This window comes from Dankookia sp. P2 (genome assembly GCF_050632255.1).
GTDB lineage: Bacteria > Pseudomonadota > Alphaproteobacteria > Acetobacterales > Acetobacteraceae > Paracraurococcus.
This window is the reverse complement of record NZ_CP192581.1, coordinates 1778763-1804082: the sequence shown is the minus strand read 5'-3', so window position 1 is coordinate 1804082 and position 25320 is coordinate 1778763. Positions and strand designations below refer to the sequence as shown.

Genomic DNA, 25320 nt, shown 5'->3' with positions numbered 1-25320 from the left:
ATGCGCCCGAACCGCCCGATCTACCTCGACAACCACGCGACCACGCCGGTCGACCCGCGCGTGCTGGCCGCCATGCGGCCCTGGTGGGAGGAGAATTTCGCCAACCCGCACAGCGTCGAGCACGCCATGGGCCGGGCGGCGGAGGAGGCGGTGGAGCAGGCCCGGGCCGAGATCGCCGGGCTGATCGGCGCCGAGGCGCGCGAGGTGGTGCTGACCTCGGGCGCCACCGAGAGCAACAACCTGGCGATCAAGGGCGCCGCCCGCTTCGCGGCGCAGCAGGGCGCGGAGCGGCGGCGGATCGTCACGCTGGCCACCGAGCACAAATGCGTCCTCGAGAGCGTCCGCGACCTGGCGGCCGAGGGCTTCGAGCCGGTGATCCTGCCGGTCGGGCCGGACGGGCTGGCCGATCTCGACCGGCTGCGGGAGGCGGTCGACGACCGCACCCTGCTGGTCAGCGTCATGGCGGTGAACAACGAGATCGGCGTGGTGCAGGACCTGGCCGCGATCGGCGCCATCGCCAAGGCGGCCGGCGCGCTGTTCCACACCGACGCGGCGCAAGGTGCGGGGCGCATCCCGCTCGAGGTGGAGGAGATCCAGGCCGACCTGCTGTCGATCTCCGGCCACAAGATCTACGGGCCGAAGGGGATCGGCGCGCTCTATATCCGCCGCCGCCCGCGGGTACGGCTGGCGCCGCTCTTCTCCGGCGGCGGGCAGGAGCGGGGTTTCCGCTCGGGCACCTTGCCGGCGCCGCTGGTGGTCGGGCTTGGCGAGGCGGCGCGGCTGGCGGCGATCGAGGGCATGCTGGATGCCGGCCGCGTCGTGGAGCAGCGCGACATCCTGCTGCGCGGGCTGGAGGGCCGGGTGCCCGGCATCCGCGTGAACGGCAGCCGCACCGCGCGGGTGCCGGGCAACCTCAACCTGACCTTCCCCGGGCCGGTGGATGCCCAGGCGATCATGCGGGCGGCGCCCGGGGTCTGCGTCTCGACCGGCTCGGCCTGCTCCTCGGCCGAGGTCGAGCCCTCCTATGTGCTGCGGGCGCTCGGGATCTCCCGACCGGGAGGCTCGGGCGACCTTGCGGATCGGGATCGGCCGCTTTACCTCGCCCGCGGATGTGGACCGGGCCGCGGCAGCGCTTGCCGAGGGTTGGCGGGCCGCGAGCGCAAGCGGAGCAGGCGAATAAGATGCCCAGGATGACCTTCATCGAGCGCGATGGCACGCGCCGCGAGGTGGACGCGCCGCTCGGCCTTTCCGTCCTGGAGATCGCGCACAAGCACGGCGTCGACATCGAGGGCGCCTGCGAGGGGTCGCTCGCCTGCTCGACCTGCCATGTCGTGGTGGACGGCGCCTGGTTCGGCAAGCTGGCGGCGCCGACCGAGGACGAGGAGGACATGCTCGACCTTGCCTTCGACCTGCAGGAGACCTCGCGGCTCGGCTGCCAGCTGATCATGACGGATGCGCTGGACGGGCTGGTGGTGAAGCTGCCGGCCGGCACCCGGAACGCGGGCGGCTAGGATGGCGCCCTGGGAGGAAGGCTTCGGCAAGGAGGGGGGCCTGTTCCGCCGGCTGCGCGAGGCCTGCGCCGCCGACTGGCAGGCCTATACCTGGCATCCCTTCGTCCACGGGATCTCGCAGGGCACGCTGCCGCTGCCGGCCTTCCGGCGCTACCTGATCCAGGACTACCTGTTCCTGATCCACTTCGCCCGGGCCAAGGCGCTGGCGGTGTTCAAGGCCGAGAGCATCGAGGCGATGCGGGACAAGACGGCCTCGATCGCCGCCATCCTGTCCGAGACGCTGATGCACCTGAAGTACTGCGAGGGCTGGGGCATCCCCGAGGCGGAGGTGCGGGCAACGCCCGAGAGCGCCGAGACGGTGAGCTACACCCGCTACGTCATCGACCGCGGCCTGGCGGGCGACATCCTCGACCTGGAGGTGGCGTTGGCGCCCTGCACGGTCGGCTACGGCGATGGTCGCGCTGCGCATCCTGGCCGATCCGCGCCGCCGGGCGGAGGGCAATGCCTACCAGTCCTGGATCGATACCTATGCCGATCCCGGCTACCAGGCGATGGCGCGGGCCGCCGCCGCGCGGATCGACGCGCTGGGCGAGAGCCATGGCGGCCATGCCCGCTTCGCCTCGCTGAGCGCCACCTTCTCCGAGGCTGCGCGGCTCGAGGCGCGGTTCTGGCAGCAGGGGCTGGATGCCGCCGCGGGGCATATGGCGGCCTACGAGAAGATGCACGGCTGATGCGCATCCTGGTCGCCCACCGAGTGGCGCAGCCATGAGGATTCTCGTGGCGATGTCGGGCGGCGTGGACAGCAGCGTCGTCGCCGGCCTGTTGCGCGAGCAGGGACATGACGTCATCGGCGCCACGCTGCAGCTCTACGACCATGGCGCGGCGACCAGCCGCAAGGGCGCCTGCTGCGCCGGGCAGGACATCCACGATGCCCGCCGCGTCGCCGATACGCTCGACATCCCGCACTACGTGCTGGACCGCGAGAGCCGCTTCCGCGATGCCGTGGTGCAGGATTTCGCCGACAGCTACGCCCGGGGCGAGACGCCGATCCCCTGCATCCGCTGCAACCAGACCGTCAAGTTCCACGACCTGATCGGCCTGGCCCGCGACCTCGGCGCCGAGGCGATGGCGACCGGCCATTATGTCCGCCGCGTCGAGGGCCGGCCGGCGCCGAGTTGCACCGCGCCGCCGACCCGCAGCGGGACCAGAGCTACTTCCTTTTTGCCACCACGCCGGAGCAGCTGAATTCAGCCGCTTCCCGCTGGGCGACTACCCGGACAAGGCGGCGGTGCGCGCGGTCGCGGCGCGGCTCGGCTTGGCGGTCGCCGAGAAGCCGGACAGCCAGGACATCTGCTTCGTGCCGCAGGGCCGCTACCACGACGTCGTGGCGAAGCACCGGCCGGATGCGGCCGAGGCGGGGGAGATCGTCCATCTCGATGGCCGCGTGCTCGGCCGCCACCAGGGCATCGCCCGCTACACGGTCGGGCAGGGGCGGGGGCTCGGCCAGGCTTCGCGCGATGGCGAGCAGCAGTTGTATGTCACTGGCGTCGAGGCCGGGACACGCCGGGTGGTGGTCGGGCCGCGCCAGGCGCTGCCGCAGCCGGTGGTCGAGGTCGGTGAGATGAACTGGCTGGCCCCGCCGCCCGATGGCGCGCTGCGTTGCCAGGTGAAGCTCCGCGCGCGGGAGATGCCGCGCGAGGCCGAGGTGGCCTGGGACGAAGCGGCCGGACTGCTGCGGGTGACGCCGGCGGAAGCGGCTATCGCCGCGCCGGGCCAGGCCTGTGTGCTGTATGCCGGCGACCGGGTGCTGGGCGGCGGCTTCATCCGCCGCGCGGCGGGGACGGTCGCCGCCGCCTGAGCCGCGATCTGCGCATGGCTGCGCGGACCCTATGCCGGGGCCGCGGGACCGGCGCCACCCCATCTTTGTTCCGACCGGGCCGCACGGCGAGGACGCATTGGGCGCCACGCCCTGCCGCGGCCGGCAAGGAGCAGGACCATGGTCTCCCTCATCGGAGGCTTCTTGACCTTCACCCTCGGCAGCGCGCTGATCCTCTGGGGCGCCACGGTGCGTGGCGCGATGGAGCAAGACGACGGCCGGGTGCGCGTCGCCGCGCTGGCCGCCGCGCGGCGCGGCGCAGGAAGTGAGCTGAAGCCGGGCAGGCCGTCGCGCGGGATCCCCGCGCGGCGGCACTCGCCTCAGATCAGCGGCGCGTCCGTCCGGCCTTCGGCCACGCCATGCAGGATGAAATGCGTGGCGGCGGCATGGATGTCGCTGCCGAAGGCCGATTTCAGGTCGGCGTAGTTGGCCAGGTACTGCTTCGCGTTGAAGGTGACGTGCCGGCCTTCGGCATAGCCGTGCAGGATGTACTGCTCGGCCCCCGCATCGGCATTGGCGCCGAGCGTCGGGATCAGGTCGCGCTGCGAGGCGATGTAGAGCAGGCCGTCGAAGGTCGCGTGCCGGCCCTCGGCCTGGCCGGACTGGATGTATTGCAGCGCTCCCGCGTCCCGGTCCGCATGCAGCGTGGTGATCAGGTCGCGGTAGGAGGCGATGTATTCCAGCCCGTCGAAGCTGGCGTGCCGCCCCTCCGCCCGGCCGTGCTGGATGAAGTGCTGCGCGCCGGCTTCCGTATCGGTCCCGAAGGCCAATGCCAGGTCGCGGTAGGAGGCGATGTACTCGGCACCCGAGAAGGTCGTCGTCCGCCCCTCGGCGGCACCGTAGTGCAGCATGTGCTCGAAGCCCGCCATCGGGTTGGCGCCGAGCAGCAGGCTGAGGTCCTGGTAGGAGGCGATGTAGGCGAGCGGAGAGAAAGTAGAGGCGGGAGCCGAGACGGTCTCGCCCGAGGCGGCGAAGCGGATCGTCTCGACATTGGTGAGCTTCGTCGTAGCCGTCGGCGCTGCGGGCGGCGAGGGTCTTCGGTGCGATGCCGACGGTGCCGTGCCAGGAGATCAGCGTGTAGTCGGCCCGGGTGAGCGACAGGATCGCGGTGTCGATGCCGGTGCCGCCATCGATCATGTCGTCCCCGGCGCCGCCGGTGATGGTGTCATTGCCGGCGCCGCCGGCGATGCTGTCGTTGCCGGCGAAGCCGTTCAGCCAGTCGGCCGCGGCGGTGCCGCGGAGGTCGTCGTTGCCGGCGAGGTTGCTGGCCAGCGCCGTGCCGGACTTGGCCGCTGCCATCAGGGTTGTGGCGGAGACGGCAAGGTTGTCGACGCGGTAGGTGACCTGGCCGCCGACGCTTTCCTGGAAGGCGAAGACCTTGCCGGCAACGAGCTTGCCGGCGGCATCGAAGCTCAGCCCGCTGCCCCAGAATTCAATCTTGGTGCCGGCCGCGCCGACGCAGCGCTCATCCGCCACGGCATAGCTGGCGCCGCGTGTGGTGTAGGTGAGCGACGACCAGGCTGCCGTCGAGACGGTGCGGACATCGAGGGGCAACTGGCCTGCCGTGACGATCGCCAAGGGAATTCTCCGGGTCGGTGCGATGCCCGGCATTTATCATTCCGAAATAGATTCACCAGAATGTTATGTATCACAAACTATTTCAGATAACAAATTAAGTGTATGATATACAATACATCCTGCCGGCCAGCGATCCGCCGGGGTGAGCGAGAGGGCTAGCCGTGATGGAGGGATGCGGCGCTGCCGCGTCCGCGTGGCGGAACCTGCGGGAGGGTGGTACCTGAGGCCGGACTTGAACCGGCGACCCCGGCATTATGAGTGCCGTGCTCTAACCAGCTGAGCTACCCAGGCGCGGCGCCGGATATGACGGCTTTGCCCGCGGAATGCAAGCCGCCTCCCGCTCGCTTCCGGCTACTGGATCCTGATGTTCCGCACGCGGACGATCTCCGCCATCCGTCGGCTCTCGGCCGCGAGATAGGTCGGCCATTCCGCCAGCGGCCGCGCCTCCGGCGTCACCACCTGCCGGTCGAGCATGGGCTTCATGTCGGGCGCGGTCAGCGCGGCGCGGCAGGCGGCGTTCAACTTCTCCAGCACCGGCTGCGGCGTGCCCGCCGGCGCGAGCATGGCGATGTGTTCGATGATCTCGACGGCGGGGTAGCCCTGCTCGGCGAAGGTCGGCACCTCGGGCGCCAGCGGGCTCCGCCGGGGAGGCGACGGCGAGCGCGCGCAGGTCGCCCGAGGCCATCAGCCCCATCACCGCCGCGGCCGGCATGAAAAGCATGCCGGTCTCCCCGGCGACGACGCCCTGGATGGCCGGGCCGCCGCCGCGATAGCCGACATCGGCCACCTCGATCCCGGCGGCCTGCAGGAGCATCTCGGTCGCCAGGTGGCTGGTCGCGCCGATGCCGGAATCTGCATAGGTCAGCTTCGCACCGGGCTGCTTCGCCAGGGCGATGTAGTCGGCCAGGGTCTTCGCCGGCGAGGACCGGCCCACCAGCATGAACATCGGCATCGACACGAGCAGGCCGACGCCGGCGAAGGCCTGTTCCACCGTGAAGCCTAGGGGGTAGAGGTGCGGCGCGACGGCATAGGTGCTGTTCGGCAGGACGATGACCGTATGCCCGTCCGGCCGCGCCCGGGCGGCGGAGGTCAGCCCGATGGTGCCGTTTGCGCCGGTGCGGTTGTCGACCACGAAGCCCTGGCCGAGATCGGTCGAGAGCCGCCCCGCGAGCACGCGGGCGAAGGCATCGGTGGAGCCGCCGGCGGCCCAGGGCACCACCACCGTGACAGGGCGGCTGGGGTAGTTGGCCTCCTGCGCCCGCGGCGTGGCGGGGGCGGCGAGCAGGCCGGCGGCGCCGGCCAGCAGGGCGCGGCGGGTGGCATGGGTCATTCCTCTTGTCCTCCCTGTGGGGCCGGTCAGGCCACGGTGGCGGGCAGCCCGGCCCAGATCTCCTCCGCCGCGAGCGGGCGCGGCAACAGACCCTGTTCCACGCAGTAGCGCACCGCCAGCGCCAGCGCGGGGCCGAGCGCGGCACGATCGGCCGCCGTGGCCGGGAACAGGCGGACCAGCTTGGGGGCAAGCTCCGGCGCTTCCTCCAGCAGTGCGCGCTGCGCCACCAGCAGGTGGTTCACCGGGGTGAAGCCATGCGCGGCGCGGAACGCCTCACCGGCCGCGGCAGGGTCGGGGAAGACGGCGCGGAGGTCGTCGCCCGCGGGCGTGTCGTTGCCGAAGATCGCCGCGTCCAGCCTTCCGTCGCGCAGCATGGCGAGCATGTCGCTGCCGGGCGGAACGCGCTCGGCCCAGGGCGGGTCGCGGTATTCGGGGACGTGGGCGTCCTCGAAGGTGGTCCAGCGCATCGCCTCCGGCCGCAGCGCGAAGCGATCCGCGAGGGTGCCGCGCAGCCACATGCCGGTGGTCTGGCTATAGGCGCGGACGCCGATGCGGCGGCCCGCCAGGTCGGCGGGGCCGCGGATGGGCCCGTCGGCGCGGCAGAGCAGGGCGGATTCCTGGAAGCGGGCGGCGAGCACGACCGGCAGCAGCACCAGCGGCTTCCCCAGGCGCGGGCCTGGAGGAAGGTGGCGATCGCCATCTCCGAGATATCGAAGCGGGCTTCGCGGACCATGGGCGCGAAGGCGCGGCTGATCGGCGCGATGCCGGCGTCATCGAGACGCAGCAGGCCAGAGGTGATCGTGCCGTCGAGCAGCGCCGCGGTGTGCGGGGTGCGGCCGATGGCTGAGGTGAGGGTGCGCGGGCGCGGCCGGTCCACGCCCTCGTTGGCGCTCGGGCGATCGGACGTGCTCACCCCAACGTCTCGACGACATGCGGGAAGACTGACTGGTAGCCCTCGCCGTACTTGATCGCCTTCTCGGGATTGCGGGCCGCCTGGGCGCCGCGCTGCTGGGCGACGCGGGTGTAGTATTCCCAGAGGTGCTCCTGCCCGGCCATGCATTCGATGGCGGCGCGCTTCCTGTCCCAGACGCCGTCGATGCCGAGCAGGACGTCGGGCTTCCAGCCGCATTGCTCGGGCTGGTGCGGCTCGAAGAGGAAGACGGGCGGGGCGCCGAGGACCTTCTGGTGCGGGTTGTGGCCATGCGCCTGGGCGGTGATGCGGGCGTGCTGGGCGAAGTCGGTCACCGCGGGATGGTCGCGGTTGTAGGGGTCCTCCTTGCTGTGGGTGAGGACAGATCTCGGGTGGATGTCGCGGTAGACGTCGACCAGGCGGAAGAGGCTGTCATTGGTCAGGGTGATCGGGTAGTCGCCGAGGTCCCAGAACTGGATGTCGTGCACGCCGAGCACCTCGGCCGCGGCGCGGGCTTCCTTCTCGCGTTCCGCCTTCACGCGCTCCAGCGTCATGCCGGGCAGGCGCCAGAGCTTGGCGCTCTCGCCGCGCTCGCCGTAGGAGAGGCAGACCACGGTGACCTGCCAGCCCTTCGCGGCGTGCAGCGCGATGGCGCCGCCGGCGCGCCAGACGAAATCGGCCGAATGGGCGCTGACAACAAGCGCGGTGTTGGCCATGGGTGTTCTCCGTTGAAGCCTGCGGACTTACAGAAATAGATGGGGGCTCGGGGGAATACCTTCCCCCGTTCTTACTCACCGGCGGCGTCGCGTAGGTCCGGAAGCTCTCGCCGAGCTGCAGCCCCCAGGCCTGCCCCTTGTTCCGCTCCGCCTCCGTCCAGGTGATGGTCTTCCAGTCCGGCGCCAGCACCAGCCTTGCGCCCGAATGCGCCAGCTCGATCCGGTTGCCACCGGGCTCGTAGACATAGAGGAAGAAGGTCTGCTGGATGGCGTGCTTGTGCGGCCCGTTCTCGATCGCCACGCCGGCCTCAAGGAAGGTGTCGGCCGCCTGCAGGATCGCCTCCCGGCTGTCGAGGGCGAAGGTGATGTGGTGCAGCCGTCCGGGGATGCCGTTGGGCTCGCGGCCCATCGCCATGTCGTAGGACTTGTTGGTGGCGGTCAGCCACATCCCAGTCTCAAGCCCGCTGTCCAACTCGATCCGTTCGGTGCAGCGCAGGCCGAGATTGCGCTGGTAGAATCTGCGGGCCGCGCGGATGTCGGGGCCGAGGGTGTTGAAGTGGTCGAGCCGGCGGATATTGACGCCGCGCGCGGGGTAGCGCTCAGGCTGGTTCTTCAGCGCGGGGCGGCGGTCGCGCGGCGCTTCGTACCATTCGGTGTCGTGGTAGAGCTCGATGAGGTGGCCGGCGGGGTCGCGGAAGCGGAAGCCGGGGCCGTGGCCGAAGCTGTCGTCGTGCCGCGTTACCGCGACGCTGTCGGCGCGCAGCGCGGCGAGGCGGCGTTCCAGCGCCTGGGGGCTGCGGGTGCGGAAGGCGGCATGGCCGAGGCCGGAGGTGTGCGAGCCCGTCAGCACCAGCGAGTAGCGCTCGTAGTCGTCCCAGCCGCGCAGGAAGACGCTCTCGCCCTGGTGGCCGCTCTCGGTCATGCCCATGATCTCGGTGAAGAAGCGGCGGCTTGCCTCCGGCGTCGGCGTCAGCAGTTCGACATGGCCGAGATGCGCGACATCCATGATCGGCTCAGGCGGTGGCGTGGTCATGCGTGCGGTTCCTTCCCTGGCGCCGAGGCTAGCCGGCCGGGTGCCGCCGTGTCCTATTGCTTCTTCGGCGTTTCCTATCAGCATCCGGCATAGCGATGGGCACCGCCTCGGCCAGTTCCAGCAGATGCGCCCGCAGCGCCGCGACGAAGGCAGTGCCGGCGGCGGGCAGCGGCCGGTCGCGCGGCAGGACCAGCCCGGCCGGGCGCGGCGGCGCCGGAATCGGCAGCGGCACCACCCGCAGCGTGCCGCGCAGCAAGTCGCCCGCCATCATCAGCCGCGGCATGACCGAGACCAGGTCGGTCGCCAGCAGCATCTCCCGGATGAAGCCGTAGGAGGAGGAGCGCATGGGCAAGGCGGGGGAGAGCCCGAGCGCGCCGAGCAGCGCGTCGATCTCCTGGCCGACGCGCTGGCTGATGGTCGGCAGCACCAGCTCGCAACGGCGCAGCGCCTCGGCCGAGGGCGCGGCCAGGATGGGGTGGCCGGCGCGGGCGAGGATGCTGATCGGCTCCTCCCACAGCGGCTCCCGCAGGAAGCCGTCGGGCACGGCGGGGGCGTAGAGCCGGCCGAGGATCAGGTCGATCTCGCCGGCCGCGAGCGCCGGCAACAGGTCCTCCATCCGGCCCTGCTGGATGCGGATCTGCAGCGCGGGGTGGGCGGCGCGCAGGCGGATCAGCGCGCCCGGGAGCACGCCGACCGAGGCGACCGGCAGGGCGCCGACCGCGACGCTGCCGGCGCCGGGGCTGGCCAGGCGGTCCAGTTCCTCCTCCGCCCGGCGGGTCTCGGCCAGGATGCGGCGGGCGAGGCGGACCATGACCAGGCCCGCCCCGGTCGGGCGGACGCCGCGCGGATGGCGCTCGAAGAGCCGCTCGCCGGTCAGCGATTCCAGCTCCTGCAGGCTGCGGGTCAGGGCGGGCTGGCCAATGCCGAGCACGGCGGAGGCCTTGAGCAGGCTGCGATGCGTCTCCAGCGCGTCGGCGACGCGCAGCAGGTGGAGCTTTAGGCGCTGGTCGAGGAAGCGGCGCATCAGGGGATGATGCTATGCCGGATCGGCATGGGAAAGGTTGGGGAGGGAAAAGTATTCCCTCCCCAAACCCCTCCCTTCCTTTTTGTGGGCTTGGCGCTCGCCGCGCGGAGGGTGCCGACTCCTGGTCTACCTCACCCCTGCCGCTCGAACCGCATCCCGCGCACCCGCCCGCTGCTGACCACGATCGCGCCGATCCGTCCCGCCGCGGCGCGGGCGAGCTTCGCATCCACCCAGCCCTGGAACATGGTGGCGGGGGTGAGGATGCGGAGGCAGTCGCCCTCGATCGGCTGCACCGGCCAGGGGCCGGCTGCCGTCAGCGGGCCGCGCACCTGCACCACGAGGCCGTCGCCCTCCGGCGCCAGGGTCCAGGTCGCGTCGAGCTCGGCGCAGCGATAGCTGCCGGCCAGGCCATCGGGCAGGGCAGGGGCCGTCGCTGCGCGGCGGAAATGGGTGACGGTGCCGGCATCGGTTTCCAGCATCAGGCTGCCGCCTTCGGGCAGCGACAGCGCGAAGGGATAGATGCCGCGGCGGGCGACCAGCCTGCCATCCTCCCCGGCGGCCAGGGCGAAAGGCAGGCCGTGCTGGGTGGCGGTGGGGTGGCCGGCGGCGTCGAGCGCGAATTCGATGGTCGCGCCGCTCTCCGGGTCCAGCCACCGGCCGGCCAGCGCCTCCAGCGCCGGGCGCGGCGGCAAGGCGGGGGCAGGGTGCAGGCCGGGGCGTCCTTCCAGCGCCGCGTCCAGCAGCTGGTGCGCCAGGTGGTAGACATCGATCCCGCCATGGTTGGCGATGGCGATGACCGTCATCCCGGCCTCGGGCGCCCGCAGGAAGCAGGTGCGGTAGCCCGGCCAGAGCCCGCCATGGTTCTCGGTGCGGAGGCCGCGATGCGTCGTCACCTCGAGGCCGCGGGCATAGCGGTTGAGCGTGCCGTTGGCGAAGGGGGCGCGCTCGGCCAGCGCCGCCGCCAGCCCGGCGCCGCCGACCGTGCCGGAGGCGAAGTTGCGGTCCCACAGGGCCAGGTCCTCGACGCAGGACACCAGGCCGCCCTCGCCGCCGAGCGGGAAGCCATGCTGCGCCCGGATGAAGCCTGGCCCTTGCGGGAAGTAGCCGGTGGCGAGGCCGGGCACGACCTCGGTCACGCTCGGCGTGTGCCGGGTGCGGGTCATGCCGAGCGGGCCGAGGATGCGGCGTTCGAGGAAATCGCCCAGCGTCTCGCCCGACACCGCCTCGATGATGCGGCCGAGCAGCATGAAACCGGAGTTGGAGTAGAGGAAGCGCGTGCCTGGTTCGAAATTCAGCCCGCGCTGCCGGCAGATCGCCGCCATCAGGTGCTCGGGCCGCACCGGGTGCGAGAGGTCGGTGCCGCCGAGCCGCATCAGCTCCAGCATGTCGCGGATGCCGGAGCAGTTGCGCATCAGCTGGTCGATGCTGATCCGCGGGCCGAGCTCGGGCAGCTCCGGCAGCCAGTGGCGGATGTCGTCCGCGACCGACAGGCGGCCTTCCGCGGCCAGGAGGAGGATCGCCGCGCAGGTGGATTGCTTGCTGACCGAGGCGATGCGGAAGGTGGTTTCCGCCCCGATCGGGATGCCGAGCTCGAGGCTGGCCGCGCCGGCGCTTTCCTGCAGCACCAGCGCGCCGTCCCGCACCAGGCCGAGCGTCGCGCCGGGGCTGCCGGCACGGTCCCAGGGCGCGAGGAGCCGCCGCGCCTGCCGGCGCAGGGCGAGCAGGCCGAGACCTTCGGTCAATGCAGCCTCGGCGCCTTAAGGAAGCTGCGCCGGTCGACCGAGGCGAGCGTCACCTCCCGCGACGCGGCATCGCGGGTGATCTCCAGCCGCACCTTCGCCCCGGCCGTGCCGCAGGCCCAGACCGCGCGCCAGAGGCCGGGCAGGTCGGCCACCTTGGTGCCGCCGACCGCGACGATCCGGTCGCCCTCCTGCATCCCGGCCTTCTGCGCCGGCCCGTTGCAGGCCATGGAACTGACCAGCACGCCGTCCTCGTCCTCCGTCGCGTACAACCCAAGCCAGGGCCGCGCCGGCTTGTTGGGGCGGCCGTAGGAGAGCAGGTCGCCGAGGATCGGCGGCAGCAGGCTGGCCGGCACCACCATGTTGAGGTCCACCCGGCGCCCCTTGCCGTCCTGCTGCTGCATGACGAGCGAGCCGATGCCGAGCAGCCTGCCGTCGGCGCCGATCAGCCCGGCCCCGCCCCAGGAGGGTGCGCAGGCGCCGTGAAGATCGCGTCGTCCAGCAGGTACTCCCAATAGCCCGCGAACTCCTGCCGCGCCGCGATGGTGCAGCGCAGCGCGTGCTTGCGCCCGCCGGCGCTGGCGAAGACGCAGGTGTCGCCGGGCTGCGGCAGCGCGCCGGTCTCGAGCGGCAGGGCCGGCAGGTTGAGCTTGCCGAGCGCCTGGATCAGGCCGATCCCGGTCTCGAAGTCGTAGGCCAGGGCATGGCCGGGGATGGCGCGGCCATCATGCGTGGTCAGCCAGATCTCCTCGGCTTCCGTGACCATGTAGCCGATGGTGGCGATCAGCCCGTCCGGCCGGATCACCACGCCGCTGCCGATCCGCTCTGTGCCGAGGGTCTGCGCCGTGAAGGCATCCGCCGGCACCATCGCCTTCACCGCCACGACGGAGCGCAGCACCTGGTCCAGGTCGAACTCATGCTCGGCGGGGTCCGGCTGGAGGTCCGACGGGATTTCCCATTCGCTGCTTGGCATGCCTATGCGTCCGCTCCGCCCCCAGGGGTTGGTCTTGGGTGGTAATATCGGCCGAACCGCCCGGTTCGCCAACGCGGGAGGCAGGAATGGACGAAAAACTCGTAATCCTGGGCGCCGGCGGCCATGGCCGGGCACTGATCGAGCTGATCCGCGCCCGCGGCGGGCTGCAGATCGTGGGGCTGGTCGATGCCAGGCCGCCGGCGGCGGAGATGCTGGGCGTGCCGGTGCTGGGCGACGAGATCCGTGCTGCCCGGCCTGCGCGCCGCGGGGGTCGGGCTGGCCTGCATCGCGCTGGGCGACCCGGCGCTGCGGCTGGCGGCGGCGCTGCGCTTCGGCGGGCTCGGCTTCGCCCTGCCCGCGCTGGTGCATCCCGCCGCCATCCTGGCCGGCAGCGCCGAGCTGGGGAGGGCAGCGTGGTGCTGGCGCGCGCCGTTATCGGCGCCTGCGCCCGGGTCGGCCGCCTCTGCATCGTCAATACCGGGGCGATCCTGGACCATGACGTGGAGCTCGCGGAGGGCGCGCATTGCGGCCCGGGCAGCGTGCTGCCTGGCGGGGTGCGGGTAGGGGCCCGGGCGCTGGTCGGCGCCGGGGCGGCCTGCCGGCCCTATGTGACGATCGGCGCGGGCGCCGTGGTCGGCATCGGCGCCGCGGTGGTCGAGGACGTGCCGCCCGGCGCGGTGGTCGGGGGCGTGCCGGCGCGGCCGCTGTAGACTGCCGCCGCTTCCGGCAGGATGCCGCAAGCCTGGGCAGGACGGTGGCCCGGCCGGGCGATGGGAAAGGGCTTCCGGTGGCCCGGGCTTGGCACGCATGCTGCAAGGCCCCCCGCCCCACCATTGTGGTGGGCCAGCCGGAGATTGCGGACCTGCACGGCACCACCACCCTGAGCGCGCCCGCCTCCAGGCCCGGGCGCCCGCCCGGCACGGCCCGCGGCGCGATTGAATTCGCCACCGTCACCAAGCGCTTTCCCGGCGGTGCCATCGCGGTCGATGCGCTCGACCTGCGGATCCGCGCCGGCAGCTATGTCTGCCTGCTCGGCCCATCGGGCTGCGGCAAGACCACCACGCTGCGGCTGCTGGCCGGGCACGAAAGCCCGACCAGCGGCGACATCCTGCTGGACGACCACCCGATCATCGGCCTGCCCCCGGCACGGCGCGGCACCGCGATGATGTTCCAGTCCTATGCGCTGTTTCCGCATCTGTCGGTGCTGGACAATGTCGCCTTCTCCCTGCGCATGCGCGGCGTGGGCAAGGCGGAGCGCCACGCCAAGGCGGCCGAGGCGCTGCGGCTGGTGGAGCTGGACAGCTACGCCGCGCGGCTGCCGGCGCAATTGTCGGGCGGGCAGCAGCAGCGCGTGGCCCTCGCAAGGGCACTCGTGACCAACCCGGCGACGCTGCTGCTGGACGAGCCGCTCTCGGCGCTCGACCCCTTTCTGCGCGGCCGGGTCCGCGCCGAGCTCAAGCGCTTCCAGCGCGAGCTGCAGATCAGCTTCGTCCACGTCACCCACAGCCAGGACGAGGCGCTGGCCCTGGCCGACCTGGTGGTGTTGATGCGGGCCGGGCGGATCGAGCAGCAGGGCACGCCTTCGGCGCTCTTCGACCGGCCGCGCACCGCCTTCGTCGCCCGCTTCATGGGCGGCCACAACGTCTTCGCCCTGCCGAATGGCGGGCAGATCGCGGTGCGCTCCGACCGCACCCGGATCGGCGGGACGGGGCTGCCGGCGACGGTGGCCGGGGTCGAGTACACCGGCACCGGCTTCGCCGTCGCGCTCGCCGGCACGGCGGGGGAGGAATACTCGGTCGCGCTGACGGAGGCCGCGCTGCACGCGCATCCGCTCGAGCCCGGCCAATCCGTGTCACTGGCCTGGGACGAGGCCGATATCCGCCCGCTTGCCGATACGGCCGGGCCGAGCTGAGGAGGGGACCAATGGAGACCAAGGGCTTTGGGCGCCGCGACGCGCTGAAGGTCGCGGCGGGCGCCGCGGCCGCGGCGCTGGCGGCGCCGGCGGTGCATGCGCAGGGGCCGGTGGTGCTGCGCTATGTCGGCACCGCGGTGAACCAATCGAAGGAGATCAAGGACAAGGTCCGCGAGGACCTCGGCATCGTCATCGAATACGTCCCGGTCACGTCCGACGACGTGGTGCGGCGGGCGGTGACCCAGCCGAACAGCTTCGACATCCTGGATTCCGAATACTGGATGCTGAAGAAGATCATCCCGTCCGGCAACCTGCACGGCATGGATGCCAAGCGGATCAAGCTGGTCGACCAGATCACCCCGGTCTTCACCAAGGGCGAGATCGGCGGCAAGAAGATTGGCGACCAGGGCACCGCGCCGCGCAAGGTCAGCTTCCTGCCGGCACGCGAGGCGAAGACCTTCGCCACCGAGCAGACCCAGTGGATGACGCTGATCCCGACCACCTACAATGCCGACACGCTCGGCATCCGGCCGGACAAGATCGGCCGCCCGGTCACCTCCTGGGCCGACCTGCTCAACCCGGAATTCAAGGGCCGCGCGGCGCTGCTGAACATCCCCTCGATCGGCATCATGGATGCGGCGATGGTCGTCGAGGCGACCGGCCAGCACAAGTATGCCGACAAGGGCAACATGACCCGCGCCGAGATCGACCTCACCATGAAGGTGCTGACCGAGGCCAAGCGGGCCGGCCAGTTCCGCGCCTTCTGGAAGGACTTCAACGAGAGCGTCAACCTGATGTCCTCGGGCGAGGTGGTCATCCAGTCCATGTGGTCGCCGGCGGTGACCGCGGTGCGCAGCAAGGGCGTGCCCTGCATCTACCAGCCGCTGAAGGAGGGCTACCGCGCCTGGGCCGCGGGCTTCGGCATCCCGAAGACGCTGGCTGGCAAGAAGCTCGACGCCACCTACGACTTCATCAACTGGTTCCTCTCGGGCTGGGCCGGCGCCTTCCTCAACCGGCAGGGCTACTATTCGGCGGTACTGTCGACCGCGAAGGCCAACATGCAGCCCTATGAATGGGCCTTCTGGATGGAGGGCAAGCCGGCCGAGCAGGACATCAAGGCGCCGGACGGCACCGTGATGGAGAAGGCCGGCTCGGTCCGCGACGGCGGCAGCTACGAGGCCCGCATGGGCGGCGTCGCCTGCTGGAACGCGGTGATGGACGAGAACGACTACATGGTCAGGAAATGGAATGAGTTCATCGCTGCCTGACGCGGCGGCCATGGTGGAGGGGCCGGCGGTGTCGCCGGCCCCGTCATCGCCGTGGCCGCGCCGCCCGCGCGCCGGTCCTGGGCGCCGCTGCTGCAGGCGGCGCCGCTGTGGCTGGTGCTGCTGTTCTTCTTCGTCTTCCCGCTGCTGGCGACCGGCGTGGTCAGCCTGTGGAACTACACCGAGTACTCGCTGGTGCCCGACGTCACCCAGCGCAACTACGTCGAGATGTTCGAGGGCTGCGGCGACCTCTCGAACGGGCTCTGCACCACCTTCCGCACCTATATCTCGACGCTCAGGCTCTGCGGCATGGTCTGGGCGATCACCCTGCTGCTGGGCTTCACCGTCGCCTATTTCCTCTGCTTCCACGTGCGCTCCGACGGCGTGCGGATGGGGCTCTTCCTGCTCTGCACCGCGCCCTTCCTGACGTCCAACGTCATCCGCATGATCTCCTGGATCCCGCTGCTCGGGCGGGAGGGCGCGGTGAACCAGTTCCTGCTGGCCGCCCGGCTGGTGGATGCGCCGCAGGACTGGCTGCTCTTCTCGCAGTTCTCCGTCGTGCTGGCCTTCGTCCACCTCTACACGCTGTTCGTCGTGGTGCCGGTCTTCAACAGCATGATGCGGATCGACCACCGGCTTCTGGAGGCGGCGCGCGATGCCGGGGCCAGCGGCTGGCAGACGCTCTGGCACGTGGTGGTGCCGCTGTCGAAGCCCGGCATCGTCATCGGCTCGATCTTCGTCATCGTGCTGGTGATGGGCGACTTCGTCACGATCGGCGTGATGGGCGGGCAGCAGATCGCCTCGGTCGGCAAGATCATCCAGGTGCAGATGTCCTACCTGCAATCCCCGCCGCCGCGGCGCAGGCCGTGGTGCTGCTGGCGCTGGTGCTGATCATCATCGCCATCATGACGAAGCTCGTCGACATCCGGCGGGAGCTCTGACGCGCATGGAGGACCGCCGCCCCGGCAGCTTCTGGCTGCTCGCCATCTTCTTCACGGTCTTCGTCGTCTTCCTCTACGGCCCGACGCTGACCATCCTGGTGCTGTCCTTCCAGGGGCCGGAGGGCGGGCTGACCTTCCCGCTGCAGGGCTTCTCCACCCACTGGTACGAGACGCTGTGGCGCGGCTCCGGCGTCATCGACATCTGGGCCTCCTTCCGCCGCTCGGCGAAGCTCGGCCTGGTGGTGATGGTGCTGACCACGCTGATCTCGCTCTCCGCCGGCTATGCCTTCCGCCGGCGCTTCCTCGGGCAATCCCTGCTGTTCCACCTGACGGTCGCCAGCCTCATCGTGCCCTCGATCGTCGTCTCGCTCGGCATCGCGCTCGAATTCCGGCTGGTGGACGACACGGTGAAGGCGCTGGCCGAGAGCTACCAGGTCGCATGGCTGGCGGACTACGCGACCGCCATGGGCCTCTTCACCTCCGGCCTCGGCGCCCACCTGACCTGGACGCTGCCCTTCGGCCTGCTGATCATGTTCGCCGTCTTCAACCGCTTCCCGGCGCAGCTCGAGGAGGCGGCGCGGGACCTCGGCGCCTCTCCCTGGCAGGTCTTCCGCCATGTGGTCCTGCCGCTGATCGGGCCGAGCCTGGTCGGCGTCGCGCTGTTCGGCTTCACCCTGTCCTGGGACGAGATCGCCCGCTCCTCCCAGGCGATCGGCGACACCAACACCCTGCCGCTGGAGCTGCAGGGGCTGACCAGCACGGTGACGACGCCCGAAATCTATGCGCTGGGGACGCTGACTACCGGCGTCTCGGTGCTGGTGATCGGGCTCTCCTTCGCGGCCATCGCGCTCTGGCGGCGGTTGCGGCGCGCCTGAGCGGCGGGAACGCGGAGGCGGCGCTGGCGCTGAGGCGGGACCCCCACCGCCGCAGGACCACCGCCATGCCGATCACGGCCCCCGCCGCCACCCGCCGCGCTGTGCTGCTCGGCAGCCTCGCCGCGCCGCTCGTCGCGCGCGCCCAGCCCATCGGCGGCGGCAAGCCGATCCGGCTGGTCGTGCCCTATGCCGCGGGCGGGGCGGTGGACATGGTCGGGCGGCTGGCCGCCGAACGGATGGGGCCGGCGCTGGGGCAGGAGGTGGTGGTCGACAACCGCTCCGGCGCCGCCGGCATCGTCGGCGCGGATGCGGTGGCGAAGGCGCGGCCGGATGGTGGCACCCTCGGCGTCATCGGCATGACCACGCTCTGCGCCTACAAGGCGCTGTATTCGAAGCTGCCCTTCGACCCGGACACCGCCTTCGCGCCCGTCTCGCAGATCAGCGCCGGGACGGTGGTGTGCTGCGTGAACCCGGCCCGTGCGCGGGAGGAGGGCTGGACCGACTTCCGCGCCCTCGTCGCCTGGGCGAAGCAACGGCCGGAGCAGCTGCGCTTCGGCTATGCCGGCGTCGGCACGACGGCGCATTTCATGGTGGCGGCGCTGCAGCAGGCGACCGGGGCGAGGCTGCTGATGGTGACCTATCGCGGCGGCGCGCCGGCGGTGGCCGACCTGCAGGCCGGCGTGATCGACATGATGTTCGAGTTGACCCCGGGCCTGACGCCGCTGATCGAGTCCGGCGACGCCCTGCCGCTCGCGGTGGGTAGCCGGGAGAGGCTGCCGGCGCTGCCGCAGGTGCCGGCCATGGGCGAGTTCGGCGACCTCGGCCTGGCGGGGTACGACATCCAGGCCTGGGAGGCGGTGATGGCCCCGGCCGGCACCCCGCCCGGGATCCTGGCGCGGCTGAACGCCGCCGTGCGGGCGGCCGGCGACAACCCCGTGCTGGCCGAGCGCCTGCGCCCGACCGGCTTCCGCGTCGCCACCTCGGCCAGCCCCGGGGCGCTGGCCGGGAAGATCCGCGAGGAGATCCCGCTCTGGCGGCGGCTGGTCGAGGTGTCCGGCGCGAGGCTCGACTGATCCGGCCGCGGCCGGCTAGGCCGCGCGGACCGTGTTGCGCAGCCGGCCGATGCCGTCGATCTCGCATTCGATGACGTCGCCGGGCTGCAGGGTCTTCGGCGGCACCATGGCGTAGCCGACCCCTCGGGCGTGCCCGTGATGATGACGTCGCCGGGCTTCAGGGTGAAGCCGATCGAGAGCTGGTGGATGATCTCCCTGACGTCGAAGATCATCTTGGCGGTGTTGCTCTCCTGGCGCTTCTCGCCGTTGACGAAGCAGCGGATGCCGGTGTTCAGCGCATCCAGCTCCGCGGCCGGGACGATCCAGGGGCCGAGCGGGCAGGAGCGGTCGAGCGACTTGCCCTTGAACCACTGGCCGTAGCGGCGCTGCAGGTCGCGCCCGGTCACGTCGTTGCCGATGGTCCAGCCGAAGACGTGGTCGAGCGCCTTCTCCTTCGGGATGTCGGTGCCCTCGATGCCGATGATGGCGGCCAGTTCGACCTCGTAGTCCAGCCACTGGGTGACGCCGGTATGCGGCGGGATCCAGTCCTCGGGCGCGATGACGGTGTCGGGCGCCTTGGTGAAGAATTGCGGGTATTTCGGCAGCTCGGATTGGTGATGCCGCGGGTGCGGTCGCCTTCCGCCACATGGTCCATGTAGTTGCGCCCGACGCAGAAGACGTTGCGGCGGGGCCGGGGATCGGCGCCAGCAGGGTCCAGCCACCGGCCGGCAGGATGGCGGCGGCCGGCGGGTCGGCGGCCAGCGCGGTGACCGCGGCCAGCGCCGCGGCGCCGCCCTCGATCAGCGTCAGCATGTCCTGGGTGCGGCCGGCCAGCGCGCCGCCCGGCGCCGCCGCCGAGAGGTCGAGCATGCCGCCATCCGGCAGCACGGCGCCGACGCGCGGGCCCTTGGCATCGGTGAATGTGGCGAGCCTGGTCATGGTCATTTCCTTCCCGCGCGGGATCCGCAGGGGCGCAGGGGACCGCGCGCGGCGGCCGCTGGCAAGCCCCACGCCGTCCACAACCGGTCTGTGTGAGAGCGGGAACGGTTGTCGGAAGCGGCCCCATGGCTACTGCGAGTTGCTATCGGCGGCGTGATCGGCCACCATGCAGCTTGCTCGGTCCTTCAGGCATGGTGCTCCTTGGTGCTGGCCGGCCATTCCATTCCCTCGCGTCTCGACCGCCGCCAGCTCCTCGGCCTGCTGGCCGCGGCCCCAGGCGCAGCCGCGGCCCAGCCGGTCGACCCGGCAGGCCCGCGGATGGATGCCGCGCGGGCCGCCTGGGCCGCCTTCCAGGCCCGCTTCGTCACCCCCGAAGGCCGGGTGGTCGATACCGGCAACGGCGGCATCTCGCATTCCGAGGGCCAGGGTTGGGCCATGCTGCTGGCGGTCCGGGTGGATGACCGGCGGAACTTCGACCGGCTGCATGCCTGGACCCGCCGCACCCTGCAGCGGCCGCGCGACGCCCTGCATGCCTGGCGCTTCCGCCCGGATGCGGCGGTGCCGGTGGACGACCCGAACAACGCGACCGACGGCGACCTCTGCATCGCCTGGGCGCTGCTGGAGGCCGGGCAGCGCTGGGGCAACGCCGACCTTGGCGCGGCGGGCGCGGCGATCGGCCGCGACCTGCTGCGCTTCCTGGTCCGGCCGGCGGGCAGCTTCGGCGTGCTGCTGCCCGGCATCCAGGGCTTCGAGCGGACCGACCACCTGGTGGTCAACCTGTCCTACTACGTCTTCCCCGCCCTCCGGCTGCTGGCCCAGGCCGTTCCCGATCCCGCCTGGGCGCGGCTGGCGGCGGATGGGCTGACGCTCCTGCGGCTGGCGCGGTTCGGCCGCTGGCAACTGCCTCCCGACTGGCTGCAGATCGCCCGGAAGGATGCGGCGCTGGCCCCGGCCGCCGGCTGGCCGGCCCGGTTCTCCTTCGATGCGGTGCGGGTGCCGCTCTGGCTGGCCTGGGCCGGGTTGCGGCGGGAGCCGGCGCTGCTGCAGGCGCATCGCTTCTGGACCGCCTCGGCGCCGCCGCCGCCGGCCTGGGTGGATCTCGAGACGGATCTCGACCGCGCCCTACCCGGCCTTGCCGGGGATGGTCGCCATTGCCCGCCTGGTGGCGGCCGATGACCGAATGGGTCCATTCCATCCATCTGCTCGCGAAATTGTTGAATCGATGGATTACTACTCCACGATGCTGAGTCTCCTGTCCGCCTGGGCCTCGCAGGGGGCCTGAGCTCGCGCCCCTCTGGGGGAGGCACAGCGAAAATCGAGGAAATATGTTTATTTTTTCGACGTTTGATTGCAAATGGCAGTTAGAAAAGGACGTTGTAGTAGTATGTCCCAGGATGACGACATCGCGCGGGTCGCCGCGGCGCTGCGCGCGCCCGGCCTGAGATACCGGAATTTCGGCAACGACCCGGTGCGGCCGGAAATCGCGCCGCCAGCAAACGGTACAGAAAGGAATCCGGCGCTCAATGCGGTCCTCGGGCGCGACCTGGTCGCTCCGACGCCAGCCGAGGAGCCGCGCCCCACCATGAAGCTGATCGCCGAGGCCCTCGCGCCCAGCGCGCCACCTGCCGGACCCTTCCCGATGGCGGCCGCGCCCGCCTGGCCGCTGCTCGACGCCCTGGCGCCGCCGTCCGCGGCGGCCGAGGCGCAGGGTCCGGCCCGCGGCACGCTGGTGCAGCTTGTTCGGCGGCCTCGCCGCCCCGGAGCCCGCCGTGGCGCCGGCCGCGCCCACGGGGCTGCCGCCCGCCGCCTTCACGCCCGCCGCCCCGCCGCCGGCTGTGGCCGCCAGCCCCGCCGCCTCGCCCATGGGCGCTGCCGCGGCAGGTCCCTTCCCGGCAAACTGGGCGCCGCCGCAGGCCCTGGCGGCCGGGACGGCCGCCGCGCCCGGCCTGGTGCCGGCGGATCGGGTGAGCACGCCCCTGGCGGAGGTCCTGCAGGCCCTCGGCCGCGGCGGGCCGGTGGCCAACCCGGCCCTTCCCGGATGGCAGCTGCCCGGCCGCGGCTTCCGCTAAGGCCGCCGGCGCCCAATGCCCCTGATCTGCATCGCCTCGCCCAAGGGCGGGGTCGGCAAGACCACGCTGGCGGCCAACCTCGCCGACGCCCTGCGGCGGCAGGGGCGGCGCGTGCTGGCCATGGATCTCGACCCGCAGAATGCGCTCCGGCTGCATTTTGGGGTCGCGCTGGCCGATCGCGGCGGCTTCCTGGCGCAGGCGGCGCAGGGGCTCAACTGGCGCGACGCGGTACGGCAGACCCCGGCCGGGGTCGCGCTGCTGCCGCATGGCACGGTCGCCATGGCCGATGCCCTGGCGACGGTCGGCCTGCTGGAACGGGCGCCCGACCTGCTGCTCGGCCCGTTGCGGGAGATGCTGGCCGACCCGGCGCTGATCGTGGTGGCCGACCTGCCGCCCGGCCCCTCCCGGGTGCTCGAGCCATGGCCCCGCACGCCGCCATGATGGTGGTGGTATTGCTGGCGGACGCCAATGGCGCGGCGCTGATGCCGGAGATCGACAGCGGCCGCTTCCTAGGCCTCGGCGCGGTGTACGGGCCGCAGCCGGAGCGCCTGCGGCTGGTCCTGGAACCAAGTGGATTACGGCTCCCGCCTGTCGCGCGCGGTGGCCCAGGCGCTGGCCCGGCACCTCGGCCCGCGGCTGCTCGGCGCCCTGGCGCGCGAGGACGTGGTGGCGGAGGCGCTGGCCGCCCAGCGCCTGCTGCTGGACAGCGCCCCGGCCAGCCGCGCCGCGCTCGACCTGCGCGAACTCGGCGAGACCATCGCGGCGGCGCTGCCCCAGCCCGCCGAACCCGTTGCCGGCTGGTGGGCCCGATGAGCGCGCTGCATCGCCGCGACTGGCTGGCCTGGGTCCCGCTGGCGCGCACCCGGATCGGCGGCATCGCCATGGTGCTGGCCGGCCTGTCGGTCGCCAGCACCGTGATCCTGACCCCGCTCTCGGCCGAGCAGCAGGGCGTCTTCGCCATCGGCGGCTTCCTCGTTGCGCTGCTGCTGGGCAAGGTCCCCGGCCGGGCCATGACGCTCGCGCTCGCCGCGCTCTCCTGCATGGTGTCGCTGCGCTACATCTTCTGGCGGCTGAGCGACACGCTCGACTACACCGGCTGGGTCCAGGCCTTCCTCGGCACCGGCCTGCTGCTGGCGGAGATCTACGCCGTCGTCGCGCTGGTCATCGCCTATGTGCAGAACGCCTGGCCGCTAGATCGCAAGCCGGTCCCGCTGCCGGACGACCTCGCCGAATGGCCGAGCGTCGACGTCTTCATCCCAAGCTACAACGAGTCGCTGGACATCGTGAAGCCGACGGTGCTCGCCGCCCTCGCGCTCGACTGGCCGGCCGACAAGCTGAACGTCATCGTGCTCGACGACGGCCGCCGGCCGGAATCCCGCGAATCCTGCGCCAAGGTCGGCGCCGGCTACCTCATCCGTCCGGACAACAAGGGCGCCAAGGCCGGCAACATCAACCACGCCCTCACCAAGACCTCGGGCGAATACGTCACCATCTTCGACTGCGACCACGTCCCCACGCGTGCCTTCCTGCAGCTGACCATGGGCTGGATGCTGCGCGACAAGGGGCTCTGCATGGTGCAGACGCCGCACCACTTCTATTCGCCCGACCCGTTCGAGCGGAACCTCGCCAGCGGCGAGGCGGTGCCGAATGAGAGCCTGCTCTTCTACGGCCTCGTGCAGATGGGCAACGACTTCTGGGGCGCCACCTTCTTCTGCGGCTCCTGCGCCGTCATCCGCCGCACCGCGCTGGAGGGCATCGGCGGCGTGCCGACCTCGACGGTGACGGAGGATTGCCACGCCTCGCTGCGCATGCAGAAGGCCGGCTGGCGCACCGCCTATCTGCGCATCCCGCTGGCGGCCGGCCTCGCGACCGAGCGGCTGATGCTGCATATCGGCCAGCGCCTGCGCTGGGGCCGCGGCATGATCCAGATCCTGCGGACGGAGAATCCGCTGACCGCGCGCGGCCTGAACTGGCCGCAGCGGCTCTGTTACTTCATGGCCATGTTCCACTTCCTCTTTCCGCTGCCGCGCTTCGTCTTCCTGACGGCGCCGCTGGCCTGGCTGCTGCTGGGGAGAACGTGATCGCCGCCTCGCCGCTCGCCATCCTGGCCTATGCCGGGCCGCACATCCTGCATTCCACCATGGCCGGCAGCCGGCTGCAGGGGCATGTCCGGCATTCCTTCTGGTCGGAGATCTACGAGGCGGTGCTCGCGGTCTACCTGGTGCCGGTGATGCTGGCGACCATCCTCGATCCCCGGAAAGGCAAGTTCAACGTGACCGACAAGGGCGGCACGCTGCAGGAAGGCTATTTCGACCTGCGCGCGGTGGGGCCGAACATGGTGCTCGCCGGCTTCCAGTTGATGGGCGTGCTCTGGGGCGTCGTCGGCATCTCGATGCACGCGCCCGACTCGCTGGAATTCCAGGCCTACGCGCTGAACCTCTTCTGGGGCACGCTCTGCCTGCTGGCCGTGCTGACCGGCCTCGCCGTCGGCCGCGAGCGGCGCCAGGTGCGCGAACGCGCCCGGGTCGGCGCCGAGGTGCGCGGCAGCATCCGCTTGGGTGATGGCCGCACGGTGCTGGCCGGCACGCGCGACCTGTCGCTCGGCGGCGCCGCGCTCGACGCGCCGCGGCCGGAAGGCGAGGTGGATACCGGCCCGGTCATGCTCACCCTCGATGTCGGCGGCGGCAGCGTGGCCATTCCGGCCGAGGTGCTGCGCTGGACCGAGGACCGCGTGCAGCTCCGCTTCGTGCCGCGCAACCTGGAGGACGAAGGCAATGTGGTGCGCGCGGTGTTCGGCCGGGCCGACGCCTGGGTCGATTGGGACGATGTGCGGCGCGACCGGCCGCTGCGCGCCTTCCTCGAGGTGATGCGCAGCATCACCGGGCTGTTCCGCGGCGGCTCGCAGTTCTCCCTGAAGCGTGGGCTCGGCCTGCGCCGCGCCCCCAAGCCGATGTCGCAGGCGGCCGCGCCGCAGCTCGCCGCCGTACCGCCGCCGGCCGCGCCCGCGGCCGGGCCGGCTGGCGCCCCTTCGGCCATGCCCGCGGTGCCGCCGCTGCGCGCCGCGCGCGGCACGCGCGCCGCGTCCTGGCTGCTGGCCCTCGGCCTGGCGCTGCCCGGTGCGGCGACGGCGCAGCCGCGCGGCCCGCAGCCGGCGCAGATCCCCGCCCTGGCTGCGCTCGCCCCGCCAGCGCCGGCCGCGGCACCGCCGGCCTATGCCGCGCCCGCCCCGAGCTTCGCCGCGCCGGTCGCCGCCGCGCCGGTCGCCGCCGCGCCGGGTGGCCAGGATGCCGGTGCCGGCACCCGCCGGGTCTCCTACACGCTGCGTCAGCTCGGCCTGCGCGTGCCGATGCAGCTGCGCGGCACCACCGACCTGCAGGGCGTGCTGTTCGGCATCCGCGGCGACGAGGTGGTGACCCAGGCGCGGCTGGTGCTGCAGGGCGCGACCTCCCCGGCGCTGATCCCCGAGCTCAGCCAGATCGCCGTCGCGCTGAACGAGCAGTTCATCGGCGCGATCCAGCCCGACCGCTCGCGGCCGAGCTTCGGGCCGCTCGAATCCCCGGTGAACCCGGTCTTCTTC

General features: G+C 71.8%; 22 protein-coding genes, 1 tRNA gene and 5 pseudogenes. 16 read left to right on the top strand and 12 right to left on the bottom strand.

The genetic code is table 11. The annotated features are described in order from the left end of the window. From ACQ86J_RS10715 to mnmA, 4 genes and pseudogenes are all read left to right on the top strand, one after another. Nucleotides 1-1194, top strand: coding sequence for a cysteine desulfurase family protein (locus tag ACQ86J_RS10715; RefSeq protein WP_431271098.1), 1194 nt, complete (start codon nucleotides 1-3; stop codon nucleotides 1192-1194). Beyond that, a complete protein-coding gene (locus ACQ86J_RS10710) occupies nucleotides 1182-1511 on the top strand; it encodes a ferredoxin family 2Fe-2S iron-sulfur cluster binding protein (RefSeq protein WP_431271097.1) in 330 nt (109 codons plus the stop codon). The genes ACQ86J_RS10715 and ACQ86J_RS10710 overlap by 13 nt, the downstream gene beginning before the upstream one ends. 1 nt (nucleotide 1512) lies before the next feature. After that, a complete protein-coding gene (locus tag ACQ86J_RS10705; RefSeq protein ID WP_431271096.1) occupies nucleotides 1513-2280 on the top strand; it encodes a TenA family protein in 768 nt (255 codons plus the stop codon). Further along, nucleotides 2277-3369: pseudogene (gene mnmA / locus ACQ86J_RS10700) on the top strand (tRNA 2-thiouridine(34) synthase MnmA). Before ACQ86J_RS10705 ends, mnmA begins: the two are co-directional and overlap by 4 nt. A 338-nt stretch (nucleotides 3370-3707) precedes the next feature. On the opposite strand, the gene ACQ86J_RS10695 reads toward mnmA, so the two are convergent. From ACQ86J_RS10695 to ACQ86J_RS10645, 11 genes and pseudogenes are all read right to left on the bottom strand, one after another. Next, on the bottom strand, nucleotides 3708-4256 hold the full coding sequence (locus ACQ86J_RS10695; RefSeq protein WP_431271095.1) for a hypothetical protein: 549 nt from the start codon (nucleotides 4254-4256) through the stop codon (nucleotides 3708-3710). A 286-nt stretch (nucleotides 4257-4542) separates the two neighbouring features. Next, a pseudogene (locus ACQ86J_RS10690) lies at nucleotides 4543-4686 on the bottom strand (hypothetical protein); the annotation flags it as partial. A gap of 493 nt (nucleotides 4687-5179) precedes the next feature. Next, nucleotides 5180-5256 (bottom strand) — tRNA-Met (locus ACQ86J_RS10685). Continuing rightward, complete coding sequence (locus tag ACQ86J_RS10680) at nucleotides 5234-6295, bottom strand: Bug family tripartite tricarboxylate transporter substrate binding protein (protein ID WP_431271094.1); 1062 nt, start codon at nucleotides 6293-6295, stop codon at nucleotides 5234-5236. Before ACQ86J_RS10680 ends, ACQ86J_RS10685 begins: the two co-directional genes overlap by 23 nt. A 26-nt stretch (nucleotides 6296-6321) precedes the next feature. Continuing rightward, the gene (locus tag ACQ86J_RS10675; RefSeq protein WP_431271093.1) at nucleotides 6322-6948 is read right to left on the bottom strand and encodes an ABC transporter substrate-binding protein; all 627 of its coding nucleotides are present in this window, start codon (nucleotides 6946-6948) and stop codon (nucleotides 6322-6324) included. A gap of 256 nt (nucleotides 6949-7204) precedes the next feature. Beyond that, entirely contained in the window at nucleotides 7205-7921 is a 717-nt protein-coding gene (locus ACQ86J_RS10670) for a PIG-L deacetylase family protein (protein WP_431271092.1), read from the bottom strand. A 271-nt stretch (nucleotides 7922-8192) separates the two neighbouring features. Then, a pseudogene (locus tag ACQ86J_RS10665) lies at nucleotides 8193-8927 on the bottom strand (VOC family protein); the annotation flags it as partial. Between the two features lie 55 nt (nucleotides 8928-8982). Beyond that, complete coding sequence (locus ACQ86J_RS10660; RefSeq protein ID WP_431271091.1) at nucleotides 8983-9978, bottom strand: LysR substrate-binding domain-containing protein; 996 nt, start codon at nucleotides 9976-9978, stop codon at nucleotides 8983-8985. Between the two features lie 131 nt (nucleotides 9979-10109). Next, a complete protein-coding gene (locus ACQ86J_RS10655; protein ID WP_431271090.1) occupies nucleotides 10110-11720 on the bottom strand; it encodes a serine hydrolase domain-containing protein in 1611 nt (536 codons plus the stop codon). Then, nucleotides 11717-12121 (bottom strand): PDZ domain-containing protein, encoded by a 405-nt coding sequence (locus tag ACQ86J_RS10650; RefSeq protein ID WP_431271089.1) that lies wholly within the window; start codon nucleotides 12119-12121, stop codon nucleotides 11717-11719. The genes ACQ86J_RS10655 and ACQ86J_RS10650 overlap by 4 nt, the downstream gene beginning before the upstream one ends. 41 nt (nucleotides 12122-12162) lie before the next feature. Continuing rightward, nucleotides 12163-12690: a trypsin-like peptidase domain-containing protein gene (locus ACQ86J_RS10645; RefSeq protein ID WP_431271088.1), complete on the bottom strand. Its 528-nt coding sequence runs from the start codon at nucleotides 12688-12690 to the stop codon at nucleotides 12163-12165. Nucleotides 12691-12776: 86 nt separating this feature from the next. Between ACQ86J_RS10645 and ACQ86J_RS10640 the strand changes: the two genes are divergently transcribed. From ACQ86J_RS10640 to ACQ86J_RS10615, 6 genes are all read left to right on the top strand, one after another. After that, nucleotides 12777-13400 (top strand): hypothetical protein, encoded by a 624-nt coding sequence (locus ACQ86J_RS10640; protein WP_431271087.1) that lies wholly within the window; start codon nucleotides 12777-12779, stop codon nucleotides 13398-13400. Nucleotides 13401-13528: 128 nt separating this feature from the next. Beyond that, the gene (locus ACQ86J_RS10635) at nucleotides 13529-14602 is read left to right on the top strand and encodes an ABC transporter ATP-binding protein (protein WP_431271086.1); all 1074 of its coding nucleotides are present in this window, start codon (nucleotides 13529-13531) and stop codon (nucleotides 14600-14602) included. An 11-nt stretch (nucleotides 14603-14613) separates the two neighbouring features. Beyond that, complete coding sequence (locus ACQ86J_RS10630) at nucleotides 14614-15870, top strand: ABC transporter substrate-binding protein (protein ID WP_431271085.1); 1257 nt, start codon at nucleotides 14614-14616, stop codon at nucleotides 15868-15870. A gap of 51 nt (nucleotides 15871-15921) precedes the next feature. Beyond that, complete coding sequence (locus tag ACQ86J_RS10625) at nucleotides 15922-16758, top strand: ABC transporter permease (RefSeq protein WP_431271084.1); 837 nt, start codon at nucleotides 15922-15924, stop codon at nucleotides 16756-16758. A 55-nt stretch (nucleotides 16759-16813) separates the two neighbouring features. After that, nucleotides 16814-17683: an ABC transporter permease gene (locus ACQ86J_RS10620; RefSeq protein WP_431271083.1), complete on the top strand. Its 870-nt coding sequence runs from the start codon at nucleotides 16814-16816 to the stop codon at nucleotides 17681-17683. A gap of 65 nt (nucleotides 17684-17748) precedes the next feature. Beyond that, nucleotides 17749-18756 carry a Bug family tripartite tricarboxylate transporter substrate binding protein gene (locus tag ACQ86J_RS10615; RefSeq protein WP_431271082.1) on the top strand — a complete coding sequence of 336 codons (1008 nt, stop codon included), beginning with the start codon at nucleotides 17749-17751 and terminating at the stop codon, nucleotides 18754-18756. A 173-nt stretch (nucleotides 18757-18929) separates the two neighbouring features. Here ACQ86J_RS10615 and ACQ86J_RS10610 read toward each other — a convergent pair. Beyond that, a pseudogene (locus ACQ86J_RS10610) lies at nucleotides 18930-19457 on the bottom strand (fumarylacetoacetate hydrolase family protein); the annotation flags it as partial. A 421-nt stretch (nucleotides 19458-19878) separates the two neighbouring features. Between ACQ86J_RS10610 and ACQ86J_RS10605 the strand changes: the two are divergent. From ACQ86J_RS10605 to ACQ86J_RS10580, 6 genes and pseudogenes are all read left to right on the top strand, one after another. Next, nucleotides 19879-20850: a glycosyl hydrolase family 8 gene (locus tag ACQ86J_RS10605; protein ID WP_431272365.1), complete on the top strand. Its 972-nt coding sequence runs from the start codon at nucleotides 19879-19881 to the stop codon at nucleotides 20848-20850. Between the two features lie 593 nt (nucleotides 20851-21443). Next, nucleotides 21444-21743: a hypothetical protein gene (locus ACQ86J_RS10600; protein ID WP_431271081.1), complete on the top strand. Its 300-nt coding sequence runs from the start codon at nucleotides 21444-21446 to the stop codon at nucleotides 21741-21743. A gap of 15 nt (nucleotides 21744-21758) precedes the next feature. After that, the gene (locus tag ACQ86J_RS10595) at nucleotides 21759-22184 is read left to right on the top strand and encodes a cellulose synthase operon protein YhjQ/BcsQ (protein ID WP_431271080.1); all 426 of its coding nucleotides are present in this window, start codon (nucleotides 21759-21761) and stop codon (nucleotides 22182-22184) included. 129 nt (nucleotides 22185-22313) lie between these two features. Next, the gene (locus ACQ86J_RS10590) at nucleotides 22314-22556 is read left to right on the top strand and encodes a hypothetical protein (protein ID WP_431271079.1); all 243 of its coding nucleotides are present in this window, start codon (nucleotides 22314-22316) and stop codon (nucleotides 22554-22556) included. Then, entirely contained in the window at nucleotides 22553-23824 is a 1272-nt protein-coding gene (locus ACQ86J_RS10585; RefSeq protein WP_431271078.1) for a glycosyltransferase, read from the top strand. Before ACQ86J_RS10590 ends, ACQ86J_RS10585 begins: the two co-directional genes overlap by 4 nt. Before the next feature lie 59 nt (nucleotides 23825-23883). Next, nucleotides 23884-25281 (top strand): annotated as a pseudogene (locus tag ACQ86J_RS10580) (cellulose biosynthesis cyclic di-GMP-binding regulatory protein BcsB); the annotation flags it as partial. Nucleotides 25282-25320 lie beyond the last annotated feature (39 nt).

Excerpts from the sequence above, each read along its gene's own strand:
- ACQ86J_RS10715 (WP_431271098.1), top strand. The coding sequence starts at position 1 with ATGCGCCCGAACCGCCCGATCTACCTCGACAACCACGCGACCACGCCG.
- ACQ86J_RS10710 (WP_431271097.1), top strand. The coding sequence starts at position 1,182 with ATGCCCAGGATGACCTTCATCGAGCGCGATGGCACGCGCCGCGAGGTG.
- ACQ86J_RS10705 (WP_431271096.1), top strand. The coding sequence starts at position 1,513 with ATGGCGCCCTGGGAGGAAGGCTTCGGCAAGGAGGGGGGCCTGTTCCGC.
- ACQ86J_RS10695 (WP_431271095.1), bottom strand. The coding sequence starts at position 4,256 with ATGGCGGGCTTCGAGCACATGCTGCACTACGGTGCCGCCGAGGGGCGG.
- ACQ86J_RS10680 (WP_431271094.1), bottom strand. The coding sequence starts at position 6,295 with ATGACCCATGCCACCCGCCGCGCCCTGCTGGCCGGCGCCGCCGGCCTG.
- ACQ86J_RS10670 (WP_431271092.1), bottom strand. The coding sequence starts at position 7,921 with ATGGCCAACACCGCGCTTGTTGTCAGCGCCCATTCGGCCGATTTCGTC.
- ACQ86J_RS10660 (WP_431271091.1), bottom strand. The coding sequence starts at position 9,978 with ATGCGCCGCTTCCTCGACCAGCGCCTAAAGCTCCACCTGCTGCGCGTC.
- ACQ86J_RS10650 (WP_431271089.1), bottom strand. The coding sequence starts at position 12,121 with ATGCAGCAGCAGGACGGCAAGGGGCGCCGGGTGGACCTCAACATGGTG.
- ACQ86J_RS10645 (WP_431271088.1), bottom strand. The coding sequence starts at position 12,690 with ATGCCAAGCAGCGAATGGGAAATCCCGTCGGACCTCCAGCCGGACCCC.
- ACQ86J_RS10640 (WP_431271087.1), top strand. The coding sequence starts at position 12,777 with ATGGACGAAAAACTCGTAATCCTGGGCGCCGGCGGCCATGGCCGGGCA.
- ACQ86J_RS10630 (WP_431271085.1), top strand. The coding sequence starts at position 14,614 with ATGGAGACCAAGGGCTTTGGGCGCCGCGACGCGCTGAAGGTCGCGGCG.
- ACQ86J_RS10620 (WP_431271083.1), top strand. The coding sequence starts at position 16,814 with ATGGAGGACCGCCGCCCCGGCAGCTTCTGGCTGCTCGCCATCTTCTTC.
- ACQ86J_RS10615 (WP_431271082.1), top strand. The coding sequence starts at position 17,749 with ATGCCGATCACGGCCCCCGCCGCCACCCGCCGCGCTGTGCTGCTCGGC.
- ACQ86J_RS10595 (WP_431271080.1), top strand. The coding sequence starts at position 21,759 with ATGCCCCTGATCTGCATCGCCTCGCCCAAGGGCGGGGTCGGCAAGACC.
- ACQ86J_RS10585 (WP_431271078.1), top strand. The coding sequence starts at position 22,553 with ATGAGCGCGCTGCATCGCCGCGACTGGCTGGCCTGGGTCCCGCTGGCG.